Annotated in this window: 12 protein-coding genes and 1 pseudogene; 6 read left to right on the top strand and 7 right to left on the bottom strand. The window is 67.2% G+C overall.

Features of this window, described 5'->3' with window-relative positions; all coding sequences use genetic code 11:
- Window positions 1-2: 2 nt before the first annotated feature.
- Both NL2_RS06745 and NL2_RS06740 read left to right on the top strand, forming a co-directional pair.
- The gene (locus NL2_RS06745) at window positions 3-377 is read left to right on the top strand and encodes a hypothetical protein (RefSeq protein WP_068073250.1); all 375 of its coding nucleotides are present in this window, start codon (window positions 3-5) and stop codon (window positions 375-377) included.
- A 61-nt stretch (window positions 378-438) separates the two neighbouring features.
- Entirely contained in the window at window positions 439-744 is a 306-nt protein-coding gene (locus NL2_RS06740) for a hypothetical protein (RefSeq protein ID WP_068073247.1), read from the top strand.
- 54 nt (window positions 745-798) lie between these two features.
- On the opposite strand, the gene ribA is transcribed toward NL2_RS06740, so the two are convergent.
- The 5 genes from ribA to ppk2 all read right to left on the bottom strand — a co-directional run bounded on the left by ribA (window position 799) and on the right by ppk2 (window position 4,957).
- Window positions 799-1,863: a GTP cyclohydrolase II gene (gene ribA, locus NL2_RS06735; protein WP_068073245.1), complete on the bottom strand. Its 1,065-nt coding sequence runs from the start codon at window positions 1,861-1,863 to the stop codon at window positions 799-801.
- A gap of 64 nt (window positions 1,864-1,927) precedes the next feature.
- A complete protein-coding gene (locus NL2_RS06730; RefSeq protein WP_068073243.1) occupies window positions 1,928-2,719 on the bottom strand; it encodes an exodeoxyribonuclease III in 792 nt (263 codons plus the stop codon).
- 346 nt (window positions 2,720-3,065) lie between these two features.
- Window positions 3,066-3,740, bottom strand: coding sequence for a LolA family protein (locus tag NL2_RS06725; protein ID WP_068073241.1), 675 nt, complete (start codon window positions 3,738-3,740; stop codon window positions 3,066-3,068).
- Between the two features lie 124 nt (window positions 3,741-3,864).
- The gene (gene rpmG, locus NL2_RS06720; RefSeq protein WP_011446825.1) at window positions 3,865-4,032 is read right to left on the bottom strand and encodes a 50S ribosomal protein L33; all 168 of its coding nucleotides are present in this window, start codon (window positions 4,030-4,032) and stop codon (window positions 3,865-3,867) included.
- Window positions 4,033-4,177: 145 nt separating this feature from the next.
- Entirely contained in the window at window positions 4,178-4,957 is a 780-nt protein-coding gene (gene ppk2, locus NL2_RS06715; protein ID WP_068073239.1) for a polyphosphate kinase 2, read from the bottom strand.
- A gap of 185 nt (window positions 4,958-5,142) precedes the next feature.
- Between ppk2 and phhA the strand changes: the two genes are divergently transcribed.
- On the top strand, window positions 5,143-6,033 hold the full coding sequence (phhA, locus tag NL2_RS06710; RefSeq protein ID WP_068073485.1) for a phenylalanine 4-monooxygenase: 891 nt from the start codon (window positions 5,143-5,145) through the stop codon (window positions 6,031-6,033).
- A gap of 355 nt (window positions 6,034-6,388) precedes the next feature.
- Window positions 6,389-9,265 carry a TonB-dependent receptor domain-containing protein gene (locus NL2_RS06705; protein WP_068073238.1) on the top strand — a complete coding sequence of 959 codons (2,877 nt, stop codon included), beginning with the start codon at window positions 6,389-6,391 and terminating at the stop codon, window positions 9,263-9,265.
- Window positions 9,266-9,356: 91 nt separating this feature from the next.
- Here NL2_RS06705 and NL2_RS06700 read toward each other — a convergent pair whose 3' ends face one another.
- Window positions 9,357-10,211 carry a methyl-accepting chemotaxis protein gene (locus tag NL2_RS06700; RefSeq protein ID WP_500797113.1) on the bottom strand — a complete coding sequence of 285 codons (855 nt, stop codon included), beginning with the start codon at window positions 10,209-10,211 and terminating at the stop codon, window positions 9,357-9,359.
- Window positions 10,212-10,349: 138 nt separating this feature from the next.
- Window positions 10,350-10,508: pseudogene (locus NL2_RS21825) on the bottom strand (globin-coupled sensor protein); the annotation flags it as partial.
- 251 nt (window positions 10,509-10,759) lie between these two features.
- Between NL2_RS21825 and NL2_RS06695 the strand changes: the two are divergent.
- Together NL2_RS06695 and NL2_RS06690 are read left to right on the top strand one after the other, a co-directional pair.
- Entirely contained in the window at window positions 10,760-11,197 is a 438-nt protein-coding gene (locus tag NL2_RS06695) for an NAD(P)H-dependent oxidoreductase subunit E (protein WP_068073234.1), read from the top strand.
- Complete coding sequence (locus NL2_RS06690) at window positions 11,194-12,723, top strand: NADH-ubiquinone oxidoreductase-F iron-sulfur binding region domain-containing protein (protein WP_439646884.1); 1,530 nt, start codon at window positions 11,194-11,196, stop codon at window positions 12,721-12,723. The genes NL2_RS06695 and NL2_RS06690 overlap by 4 nt, the downstream gene beginning before the upstream one ends.
- The last annotated feature ends 35 nt before the right edge of the window (window positions 12,724-12,758 follow it).

The following is a 12,758-nucleotide window of genomic DNA, read 5'->3' as shown; positions in this document are numbered from 1 at the left end:
CGATGTCGATCCGCCTGCCTTCCGCTCTGCTGAAGACCCTGCGCGCGCGCCTTTGCGCGGTGCTGATGGTCGCGACGATCGCATTCCACGCCGGCGTGCCGATCGAGCGACCGATGGTGGTGAGCGAAGGCTCGGCGTTCAGCGCCAGCACCGCCGACGTCGCGATCGCCCCGGCGCGGCGGATGGTGGCGGACCGGGCGGTGGTCGCGCCGCTGCGGCTGCCGGTCGCGCTGTTGGCGACGCCTGCGCCGCTGATCGTCGTGGACACCGCGCCGCCGCTGGCGCTGCGCAACCTGCGGCCTGCCGCCACTGGCCCGCCGCCGATCGGGTCTGCATTTGCTGTACGCCCCAGCCCGAGGGCTCCTCCCGTCGCCTGACCTGCCGTGGCGCCGCATCTTGCGCGGCGCCTGACCACAGCATCAGTCAGGATTGAACGACATGACCAAGACCATCGATAACGGCGCGGATGGCGCCCAACTGCGCGCGCGCATCGAAGCCACGCTCGCCCGCTACCCCGCGCTCGACGACAACGAACTGGCCGGGCTGCTTGCCTGGTTCCGCCGCGAGGCCAGCGCGCTCGACGTGGCGACCGTCGCCTGCAACGCCGCGATCGCCGAACCCTACCGCCGCTTCCGCGCCGACCATATCGACCGCATCTCGGGCCGCGACATCGTGCGCGCGCTGGTCGCGGTGGGCGTGGTGCTGGCGTGCCTCGGCGCGGTGATGGTGCGCGGGTTCGCCTGATCCGTGGGGAGGGGCGGGCGGAGCGCACCTGCGCCGTCCGTCCCGTTCGCGTTATCAGGCCAGCAAGTGCCCGCTGCGATCGCGCTTGGTATCGAGGTAGCGCGCATTGTGCGGGTTGGCGGCGAGCTGGTGCGGCACGCGTTCGGCCACGGTTACGCCCACGCCTTCCAGCGCGGCGACTTTGGCGGGGTTGTTGGTCATCAGCCGGATCGCCCCGATGCCCATCAGGTCGAGCATTCGCGCCGCGACGGGAAAATCGCGCGCCTCGCTCGGCAGGCCCAGCCGTTCGTTGGCGTCGACGGTGTCGAAGCCGGCATCCTGCAACTGGTAGGCGCGCAGCTTGTTGATCAGGCCGATGCCGCGCCCTTCCTGCCGCAAGTACAGCAACACGCCCCAGCCGCCGTTGCGAGCCTCGTCCGCCATCGCCGCCAGCGCGGCATCGAGTTGTGGCCCGCAGTCGCACTTGAGGCTGCCCAGCACGTCGCCGGTCAGGCATTCGCTGTGCAGGCGCACCAGCGGCAGGCGATCGCCGCTCTGCCGCCCGAGCACGAGCGCGACGTGTTCCCGCAAATCGTCGCGCGCGCGGAAGGCGACGATCTCGGCATCCTCACACACGCTGACCGGCAGGCGCGCGCGGGCCTGGATCGAGATGCGGCGGGCATCGGTGAACGCGGCCAGATCGGCTGGGGTCACCGTCCCGGCAGCGTCGCCTGCTGCCAGGACCATGAACGCGGGCAGGATCCCGGCCAGCCGCGCCAGTTCCATCGCGGCTTGCGCGGCATCGGGCACCGCGATCGGCTCGGCGCGGAACGGACCGCGCAACGGATTGGCCAGATCGAGCGACGGATCGGCCAGCGCGCGCGCGGTCGGCAGGTCGAACGGTTCGGCCGCGCGGATCAGCGCGGGCGCTTCGGGCACGGCGGCATCGCGCTGGTTGGCCAGCTTGAGCGTGGCCGCGCGCGCTGCCGACACCAGCATCAGCGGCGCCGACAGCCCCGGTTCGGCAAACCCGGTCTCGGCAGGCAAAAGGTCGAGCACGCCGTTGGCCCCGGCGACGCGAATCGCCCAGCCATGGCGCAGCGCATCGATCGCGCGGGCGACGGCGCGCGGATTGGTCACCGCCCTGGCCCTGTCATCGCTCGGCACCTGTCATCGCCCGGGCCCTGTCATCGCTTCATGGCGTTCACAGCGCAAATTCCGTCACCAGCGGCACGTGGTCCGAAGGCTGGTCCCAGGTGCGCGGCCCCTCGACCACGCGATGCGCGGTGGCTTGCCTGGCCAGATCGGGCGAGGCCCACATGTGGTCGAGCCGCCGGCCCTGGTCCTTGCCGCGCCAGTACGCACGATAGCTCCACCAGCTGTAGTTGCGCTCGGGCGCGGGAATGAACTGGCGGCCCAGATCCGCCCAGCCATGCGCATCGGCGAACCGCTGCAGCGTTTCGACTTCGACCGGCGTGTGGCTGACCACCTTGAGCAGCGCCTTGTGATCGTAGACGTCGCAATCGAGCGGGGCGATGTTGAAATCGCCGACGATCAGCGTCGGCCGGTCGATGGCATCGGCCCAGCGGGTCATCCGTTCGAGGAAATCGAGCTTCTGGCCGAACTTCGCGTTCAGTGTCCGGTCGGGGATGTCACCGCCAGCCGGAATGTAGACATTCTCGATCACTAGCCCTTGGCCGGGGCCGAGCAGTTCGATGCCGACATGTCGCGCCTCGCCGTTGTCCTGCCAGTCATGCCGGCTGAACTCGCGCAAGGGCACGCGGCTGACCGTGGCGACGCCGTGGTAGCCTTTCTGGCCGTGGACGGCGCGGTGGGTGTAGCCCAGCGCCTCGAACGCCTCATGCGGGAACGTCTCGTCAACCGTCTTGATTTCCTGCAGGCACAGCACGTCGGGCGCTTCCTCGGCCAGAAAGCGTTCGACCAGCGGCATGCGCAGGCGCACCGAATTGATGTTCCATGTAGCGATAGAGACCATGGCCCGGCCTTAGGCAGGTTGCGGATCGAATTCCAGCCTCACGGCTCAGCGGACAGGGGAGCGCGGTGATCGATCGCGACCGGGCAGCGGCGGGGGCGGCGGCCGTCCATCGATCGGCCCATAAAAAACCCTCGCCCCGGGGGCATTGGGGCGAGGGTTCCATTCGCGTTCGTCACGCTATGGCAAGGCGTTTATGTGAGGCCGGGCAACAGGGGGGAAACCCGCCTCGACCGCCTTGTCGATTGAAGTTTTAGGCCCGCCGCGATTGCCCTGCGATGAACGGGAAAGTCAGCAATTTGGCAGTTTGTCGCAAGGTTCGAACGGTGCCCGGTCGAACCGAGCCTCGTCAGCGGTGAGCCGACGCAGGGGGTCGTGGATCGCGCCAGGAAAAGGTGCTGTCGGGCACCGCGACACCGTACTGATGGTTGGCCAGCCGGATCGTGGTGCGCTTGGCCTGCGAATCGAGCGCGACCCAGCTGTTGAGTTCGTAACCGCCCGGCGCAGCCGCCTTGCGCACCATGATCAGCGTGATCATCCCGTATTCGGGATGGCGGGGGTCCTTGACCTCGACGCTGAGCACGTCGGGGTTGCCGGTGGGCACCAGCCGGGCGAACCGCGCGACGTCGCGGCTGGGATCGAGCAATGCACCCAGCGGGCTGTTCTTGATCGGCCAGCGCTGGACCTGCTTCACTTCGTAGTCGATCAGGGTCAGCGCGTTGCCGTCGGCCACGATCAGCATCGGCACGCTCTTCTCGTACTCGAAGCGGATGCGGCCGGGACGCTTGAGCGTGACCACGCCCGCGATGCGCTGTCCGCTGCGGTCGGTCTGGATGAAGTCCGCGCGCAAGGTCGAAACCGCCCGCAGCGCGGCAATCGCGCGATCGACTTCGGGAGACGGGGACTGCGCTGCTTGCGCTGCTGCCGCGACAGGCGCCACCGTGACGCCGCAAACGCCGAGCGCGAGCGCGGCCCATGGCAGCGCCCGCAGGGCTGTTCGATAGGTATTGGAGTTCGTGTTCATCGCCGGCCCTTAGCAGTATCAGCGTTGAACTAGCCGTGAACCGCGACGGTTCCGGTCGAAGCATCGTCCGTCCGGCCGCGGCTGGCGCACGTCGATGCGCAGCCTGCTGGCCGGGACGACCGGATTACTTGATCTTCGCTTCCTTGAACTCGACGTGCTTGCGCACGACGGGATCGTACTTGCGGAAGGTCATCTTCTCGGTCGTGTTGCGGGGATTCTTCTTGGTGACGTAGAAGAAACCGGTGTCGGCGGTCGAGACCAGGCGGATCTTGACGGTGGTTGGCTTGGCCATGAGATAATCCTGAAATGCTGCACGCTTGAAACAATCGAGGCGGCGCGCGCCACCATCGCAAGGCGCGGCCCTTGGGCGAGACTCGGGTCAAAGTCAAGGCGGGGCGTGTCGGCACCCGCGCCCTGATGCCCCTGCAATCGCGCCGTCAATCGACCGGAAACGGCGGGATCGGCTGGATTACGCCGAAGTGTTCTTTCTGCAGCGGTCCGGTCAGCGGCGCAAGGTCGATCGGCGGGACATCGACCGCCGTATCGGGCAGCCGGTCGAGCAGGTCGCGAATCAGCGTCAGCCGGCCACGGCGCTGGTCGTTGAAATCCACCAGCGTCCACGGCGCAATCTCGTTGTGCGTCGCGGCCAGCATCGCTTCGCGCGCAGAGGTGTAGTCGGCATATTTGGCGCGCGCCGCGATATCGATCGGCGACAGCTTCCAGCGCTTCAGCGGATCGTCGAGCCGTTCGGCAAAGCGTTCCTCCTGCTGCTTCTGGTCGCACGCGAGCCAGTATTTGAACAGCATCACGCCGTCATCGACCAGCATCTTCTCGAACGCCACGACCTGGGCGAGGAACGCCTCGACTTGCGCCGGGGTGCAGTAACCCATGACCTTTTCGACCCCGGCGCGGTTGTACCAGCTGCGATCGAACAGCACGATCTCGGCCGCTGCGGGCAGATGCTCGACATAGCGCTGGAAGTACCATTCGCCGGCTTCGCGCTCGCTTGGCCTGGACAGCGCCACGGTGCGGCACTGGCGCGGGTTCAGCTTTTCCGAAACGGCCTGGATTGCGCCGCCTTTGCCCGCCGTGTCGCGTCCCTCGAACACCACCACGATGCGCTGGCCGGACGCGGCGACCCAGCGCGCCATCCCCACGAGTTCCTCCTGCAGGGGTTCGAGGAGGTCTTCGTATTTGCCGCGCTTGAGCTTTGACACTCTGGTCTCCCACCGATTCGCCGGGACAGTGCGCCACACCGCGCAGCGGCGCAATCGGGCGGATTTGCCCATGGCGTCCGGCGATGGTACAAGTTGCAGCAGAAACCATGACCCTGATCCTTGCCCCCCCTGGCGCAGAGCCGCGCACCCTCGACGAGCCGGGCGATTTCGCGAAGTTGCCGGATCTGCCGGCGGGCGTGTTCACCGCGCCGCTGCAGCGCCCGGTGCATGTCGGGGCCGACTGGCTCGAACCGGCGCAGCGCGACTATTCGCGCGCCGACCATGCGATCTGGGACGATCTTTATGCCCGCCAGATGGACCTGTTGCCCGGACGCGCGGCGAGCGCCTTCCTGGCGGGCACGCAGAAGCTGGCGCTGGGACGCGGCGGTGTGCCCGAATTCGCGCGGCTTTCGGCAGAACTCGGCGCGCTGACCGGGTGGAGCGTGGTGCCCGTGCCGATGCTGATCCCCGACCACGTGTTCTTCTGGCACCTGGCCAACCGGCGGTTCCCGGCGGGCAATTTCATCCGCACGCGCGAGACGTTCGACTACATCGAGGAGCCCGACGTGTTCCACGACGTGTTCGGCCACGTGCCGATGCTCGCCGACCCGGTCTATGCCGATTACATGCAGGAATACGGTCGCGCCGGGTGGAAGGCGATGCGCCACAACCGCCTGAAGGCGCTGGGATCGCTGTACTGGTACACGGTGGAATTCGGGCTGGTGATGGAGCGCGAGGGCCTGCGCGCCTATGGTGCGGGCATCCTGTCGGGCCCGAGCGAGATCCGCTTCGCGCTGGAAGCCCGCTCACCCAACCGCATCCACCTCAACGTCGACCGGGTGGTGCGCACCGACTACGTGATCGACGATCTCCAGCCGACATACTTCGTGATCGAAAGCTTCACCGATCTCTATCGCCAGACGGTGGAGCGGGATTTCGACACGCTGTACCAGGGGTTGGGACCGGGCTTCACCTACGCCAACACGGCGGTGATCGACGTCGACAACGTGATCCAGCGCGGCACGCTGGAGTACCACTTGCGCGGCGGTCGCGGATCGGGCGCCACGCCGGTTTAGCCGTGCTGTCTCTCGAACCCGGCGCGAGCCCGCCCGTCATCCATCGCAACGCTGTTCGGCCGACTTGCGCCGCGCGGCCGGATGGGAGCAGCCAATGCCGTACTGGCCGGTGCCCATGACAGCCTAACTGTCGTGACCGGATGATGTTCCGGAATGCGGACGCGGGACGGCCTTCGTGATGCTCCGGTGCCGTTGCGCGATGGCGGCTCGGTTCCCCGACGCGTAACAACAATGCAACACTCCGGATTTCTCTTGCGCCGGGGGTGTTGCAAATTGCCGCACTGCGTCATGGTTACAGTTCAAACCAAAAAACGGAGAGGCTTTTACAAAAGCTCTCGAACTTCAGGGGTGAATCATGACACGACTTGGAAAAGACCTGCTCGGCAGCGCCGCCTTGCTGGTGCTCGCGCAAACTGCGATCGTCGCGCCCGCGATGGCGCAATCCGCCCCGGCTGCCGACAGCACCTCGGCCGACGCGGAATCCTCCACGCCGATCATCGTGACCGGTTCGCGCATCCGCCAGGATCCGCTCAACCAGGCCTCGCCGGTGACCACGCTGGACAGCGAAGCGATCGCCAAGACCGGCCTGTCCTCGGTGGCGGATGTGCTGCAGCGGCTGCCCAGCTCGGCTGGCGGTCTCAACACCAAGTTCAACAACAGCGGCAACCTCGGCAACCCGCCGGACGGCGGTGGCGTCGGCGCCGGGTCGGCCTCGATCGACTTGCGCTATCTCGGCGCCAAGCGCACGCTCGTGCTGGTGGACGGCATGCGCTACGTCAGCGGCGCTTCGGCCAGCGGCATTCCCAACTCGGTCGATCTCAACTCGCTTCCCGAAGGCATGATCGACCGCATCGAAGTGCTGCAGTCGGGCGCTTCGCCGCTGTACGGTTCGGACGCGATCGCCGGCGTGGTCAACATCATCACCCGCTCCAAGCAGGAGGGCCTGCGCGCCTCGGCGCAGTACGGCCAGTTCCGCCAGGGTGACGGCCAGACGCAGAACTACAACCTCAGCTACGGCCTGGGCAGCGACCGGGTCCACGTCGTCGCCGGCGCCAGTTATGTGAAGCAGCAGGCGGTGCGCGCCAGCGATCGTTCGATCTCGCTGTTCCCCAACCCCGGCCAGACCAGCTGTTCCGATCCCGTGGGCGGCTGTTCCAGCGCCACGCCGCTCGGCCGGTTCATCATCGGTGACAACAACATCACGCTGCGCGCGCCGGTCATCGGCCGCACGCCGGTGTTCGATCCCACGCTGGTGGGCGGCGACTTCAAGCAGTTCACCTCGGCCGACCGGTTCAACTTCGCGCCGTTCAACTACTTCGAGACGCCCAGCGAGCGTTATGGCGGCTTCATCAATGCCAAGGCCGAAGTCAGCGAGGCGCTGAACTTCACGATGAAGATGGTCTACAACCATCGCCATTCGCAGAACCAGGCCGCGTTCCTGCCGCTGTTCGTCGGACCCGATGCGGGCAACGGCAACTTGCTCGACACGATCTCGATCGATGCAACCAACCCCTTCAACCCGTTCGGCACGCTGTCGGCCGGCACCGCGGGCGGTCCGCCTGCCAACTACGGCTTCATCGCGCGCCGCCTGGTCGAGGCCGGGCAGCGGACCTACACGCAGGACGTCGATACGCTGAGCGTGACCGCAGGCATGAACGGCAAGTTCGATCTGATGGGTCGCCCCTGGTACTGGGACGTCACCGCCGTCTATGGCGTCAACGATGCCAAGCAGTTGTTCACCGGCAACGTCAACGCCGCCAAGCTGGCGCAGGCGCTCGGCCCGCTCGCGGCCTGCACCGGGGCGTGCGTGCCGTTCAACATCTTCGGCGGGGTCGGCTCGGTCACCCCGGCGATGCTGGCGTTCGTCGGCTTCGACGAACACGCCCGCAGCGCGCAGCGCCTGCAGGACTACGAAGCCAACCTCAGCGGCGAGCTGTTCGACCTGCCGGGCGGCCCGGTGGGCATCGCGCTGGGTGTGGAACACCGCTACCAGTTCGGCAGCTTCACCCCCGACCCGATCATCCAGGCCGGGCTTGGCGCGGACATTCCCGCGCAGGCCGCCAGCGGCAGCTTCAAGGTCGACGAAGTCTACGGCGAAATCCGCCTGCCGCTGCTCAAGGATCTGCCGTTCATCCAGTCGCTGGAGCTGAACGGCGCGGCGCGCTATTCGCACTATTCGACATTCGGCGGGAACACGACGTTCACCGGGGGCGCCAACTGGAAGCCGGTATCGGACCTGATGCTGCGCGGATCGTATTCGGAAAGCCTGCGCGCGCCCAGTATCGGCGAGCTCTATGGCGCGAACTCGCGCTTCGACCAGCCGCTGTCCGATCCGTGCACCAGCGCGGCGGGCGGATTGTTCCAGTCCAACGCCACGGTGCGGGCCAACTGCGTGGCCAACGGCGTTCCGGCCAACGGCAGCTATGTCGAACCGCAGGGCGGGCAGCTTCCGGTGCTCACCGGCGGCAACAAGGCGCTGCGGCCCGAAACCGCGCGCACGATCCTGTTCGGCGGCGTATACAGCCCCGAATGGGCGCGCGGCGGCCTTGCCAGCGTGCTGAACCTTGAAGTCAACTACTACGACATCAAGCTGGAAGGCGCGATCGCGTCGATCGGTGCGGATGTGCTGCTCAGCCGCTGCGCGCTGACCGGCGATCCGTTGAGCTGCAGCGCGGTCAAGCGCACGCCGAACGGGTTCATCTCGGCGATCAACGGCGTGCTGCTCAACACCGGCACGGTGCGCACCAAGGGGCTGGACGTGACGTTCAATACCCGCACCCGCGCAACCGGCGCCGGGGCGTTCGGCCTGTCGATCTACGCCAACTACCTGATCAAGTATGAGGAAGGCGTGCCGGCCACCAACGGCGTGACCGTCACCAGCTATCGCGGAACCGAGCGTGGCAGCCCCGACCAGGCCTATCCCAAATTCAAGGCCACCGGGGTGATCGACTGGACACTGGGTCCGGTCAGCGCCAGCTTCACCGGGCGTTACATCGACAGCGTGACCGAGATCCAGAACGGCAACAAGCTGCCCAGCCGCTTCTACAGCGACTTCCAGCTGACCGTGCGGCCGTCATGGCTCGACAGTCGCGCGGCGTTCACGATCGGCGTGAACAATGCCTTCAACGTCCAGCCGCCGGCCTGCATCAGCTGCAGCCTGAACAACTACGATCCCACGACCTACGATGTGCCCGGCCAGTTCGGTTACATCCGGTTGTCCTACAGCATGTGACGGAAAAGGGCCGGCCCGCGCATTGGCGTGGACCGGCCCTGACGTTCTGGTGAGCGCCGGCTTGATCCGGCGCCGCCTTGATCGGTAACGGTCAGCCGACAGCCAGCCTCGGGCCGCGCAGGTCATCGTAACCTGCCTCGTCCTCATCCCACGAACCGGCGCGCGAGGTCTGCGATGCCTCGACCCGGAAATGGCTGGCCAGCGTGACCAGGTGCGCGGCCTCGCCCGACAGGCTGCGCGCGGCGGCGGTGGACTGTTCGGCCATCGCGGCGTTCTGCTGCGTCATCTTGTCCATTTCGCGCACTGCACCGTTGACTTGCTGCAGGCTGAGTGCCTGCGCCTGCGTCTGTTCGGCGATGCTGCCCGCCATCGCTGCGATGTCCGACACCTTGCTGGCGATATGGCCAAAGGCATCGCCCGACCGCGCAACCAGCGATACGCCGCCATTGACCTGCTCCACGCTGCGGTTGATCAGCGCCTTGATATCGTTCGCCGCTTCGGCGGAGCGCTGGGCCAGCGCGCGCACTTCGTTGGCGACGACCGCGAACCCTTTGCCCGAATCGCCCGCGCGGGCGGCCTCGACCCCGGCATTGAGCGCCAGCAGGTTGGTCTGGAACGCGATCCCGTCGATCACCGTGACGATCTTGGCGATTTCGTGCGCCGAATTCTGGATGCCGTCCATCGCTTCGACCGCCTCCCTGACGATCGTGCTGCCGTGGTGGGCTTCGACGACCGCCGCATTGACGCTGGTGGCGCCTTGCGCGGCTTCGCTCACGCCGCCGGTGATCTGGTCCATCGCGGCGGCGGTTTCTTCCAGCGAGGCGGCCTGGTGTTCGGTGCGTTGCGAGAAATCGTCGGTCGCCTGGCGAATTTCGGCGGCTCCGGTGTTGATGGTCCCGGCGGATTCGGTCACCGCCCGGAACGCCTTCTGGATGTTCTGGCGCATCTGGTCGAAGTCCTGCTCGATCCGCCGGAACGATTCCGGCATGTCGTCGAGCCGGTGCGTGAAATCGCCTTCGGCCAGCGCCGCCAGCGCTTCGCCCAGCCGTTCGATCACGATCAGCCGCGAGGCTTCCTCGGCCTTGAAATAGGCGGAGATGGCGATGTCCATGTCAAGCAACGCCACCTTGATGAGCGTGCCCGCCGCATCGGCCGTCCGTCCGCCGTCGAGCAGGCCGCCGGGCGAGCGCCGGATCATCTTGCTCACGATTTCCTCGAGCATGGTGGCATAGCCGCCCAGATACCAGGTCGGTTGCTCCGTGGCAAAGTTCGGATCGTATCTGAACGAAACTGGCTAAGCGGCAGACAAGCAGAGCATCGGTACTTTATCTGATGGGACCGCCGGGGTCCTGCGATCGGGGCTTTCCAGCATGCGCCTGCGGGATCGCACACCATCGCTTTCACCGATGGCTGATCGGGATTAGGGTCGGCTACCATATGGCAACAATCGTACGTGTTGCGTACAATTACGGTGCGGAGTAGACCTCGGTCGCAATGGAACGGGTAGAGGACATCATCGCCGCGCACGCGGGCCGCGCCGACGAGCCGGGCGGCACGCTGCTGCCGATCCTGCACGATGTGCAGGCCGCGTTCGGCCACGTCGGCGAGGATGCGATCCGCGCGATCGCGCACGGGCTCAACCTCAGCCGCGCCGAAGTGCACGGCGTGGTCAGCTTTTACCACGATTTTCGCGCGGTGCCCGATCCGCGCCCGGTGCTCAAGCTGTGCCGCGCCGAAGCGTGCCAGGCGCGCGGGGTCGAGGCGCTGGTGGCCGCATTGCCGCAGCAGGCCCAGGACGGCGGGCGTGTGAAGATCGAGACGGTCTACTGCCTGGGGCTGTGCAGCGTCGGCCCCAATGCGATGGTGGGCGATGCGGTCCATGCGCGACTCGATGGTCCCAAACTCGCCGCACTGGTGGAGGCGCTGGCGTGACCATCACCGTGCGCCTGTCCGACGATGCACTGGCGCTGGCTTGCGGCGCCAATGCCGTGGCCGCCGCGTTTGCGGCCGCGGGTTGCGAGGTCGAACGCGTATCCTCCTGGGGGATGCACTGGCTCGAACCGCTGGCCGAGATCGACGGTCAGGGCTTCGGCCCGCTCGAACCGGGCGATGTCGCGGCGGTCATGGCCGGGACCAGCGCGAAGGCCATCGGCCCGATCGAGGACCACCCGTTCATCGCGCGCCAGCAGCGGCTGACATTTGCGCGCGCGGGCAAGACGCGGCCGCTGAGCCTTGACGATTACGCCGCAACCGGCGGCTGGGCGGGGCTCGACACGGCGCGGACCATCGGTACGACGGCAACAATCGCCCAGGTCACCGCCTCGGGCCTGCGCGGACGCGGTGGCGCGGGGTTTCCCGCCGGGATCAAGTGGCAGACGGTCGCCAATGCATCCGGCCCGGTGAAATACATTGTCTGCAACGCCGACGAGGGCGACAGCGCGACGTTCGCCGATCGCATGGTCATGGAAGGCGATCCGTTCCTGCTGATCGAAGGCATGGCGATTGCCGCGCTCGCGGTCGGGGCGGGCAAGGGTTATGTCTACATCCGCAGTGAATATCCGCATGCGGTCGCCAAGATGCAGGCGGCGGTGAAGCTGGCCGCGCCGCGCATCGCCCCGTTCGAAATCGAGATCCGCGTCGGCGCGGGCGCTTACGTGTGCGGCGAGGAAACCTCGCTGCTCAACAGCCTTGAGGGCAAGCGTGGTGAAGTGCGCGCCAAGCCGCCGCTGCCCGCGATCGAGGGGCTGTTCGGCAGGCCGACCGTGGTCAACAACGTGCTGACGCTGGCGGCGGTGCCGTGGATCATGGCCCACGGCGCGGACCGCTATGCCGCGATCGGCCACGGGCGCTCGCGCGGGACGATGCCGATCCAGCTGGCGGGGAATGTCCGGCACGGCGGCCTGTTCGAGACCGCGTTCGGGATCACCGTGGGCGAACTGGTCGAGGATGTCGGCGGCGGCACCGCCAGTGGTCGCCCGGTGCGCGCCGTGCAGGTCGGCGGACCGTTAGGCGCCTACCACCCGCCGTCCGAATTCCACCTGCCGTTCGATTACGAGGCGTTTGCCGGTGCCGACGCGCTGATCGGCCATGCCGGGGTCACGGTGTTCGACGATGGCGTCGACATGGGCGCGCAGGCGCGCTTCGCGATGCAGTTCTGTGCGGTCGAAAGCTGCGGCAAGTGCACCCCGTGCCGGATCGGATCGACGCGCGGGGTCGAACTGATCGACCGCATCCGCAGCGGCGCGGGCCGGGCCGTCGATGGGGTGGAGGCGCTGCCGCAGATGCACAACGCTCCGCGCGCCGGGCGCAGCCGAGCCGACGAGATCGCGCTGCTAGAGGACTTGTGCGAGACGATGAAGTTCGGCTCGCTGTGTGCGCTGGGCGGGTTCACGCCGTATCCGGTGTTGAGCGCGCTGAAGCATTGGCCAGAGGATTTCGGCGGGGATTTCGGCGGATGAGGACGGGCGCGGCGAGCATCCTTCGACAGGCTCAG

Origin of the sequence: Novosphingobium lentum NBRC 107847 (assembly GCF_001590965.1) — a bacterium.
GTDB classification, from domain to species: Bacteria; Pseudomonadota; Alphaproteobacteria; order Sphingomonadales; family Sphingomonadaceae; genus Novosphingobium; species Novosphingobium lentum.
Note: the sequence above shows the minus strand (reverse complement) of the source record. Positions and strands in the feature narration are given on the sequence as shown.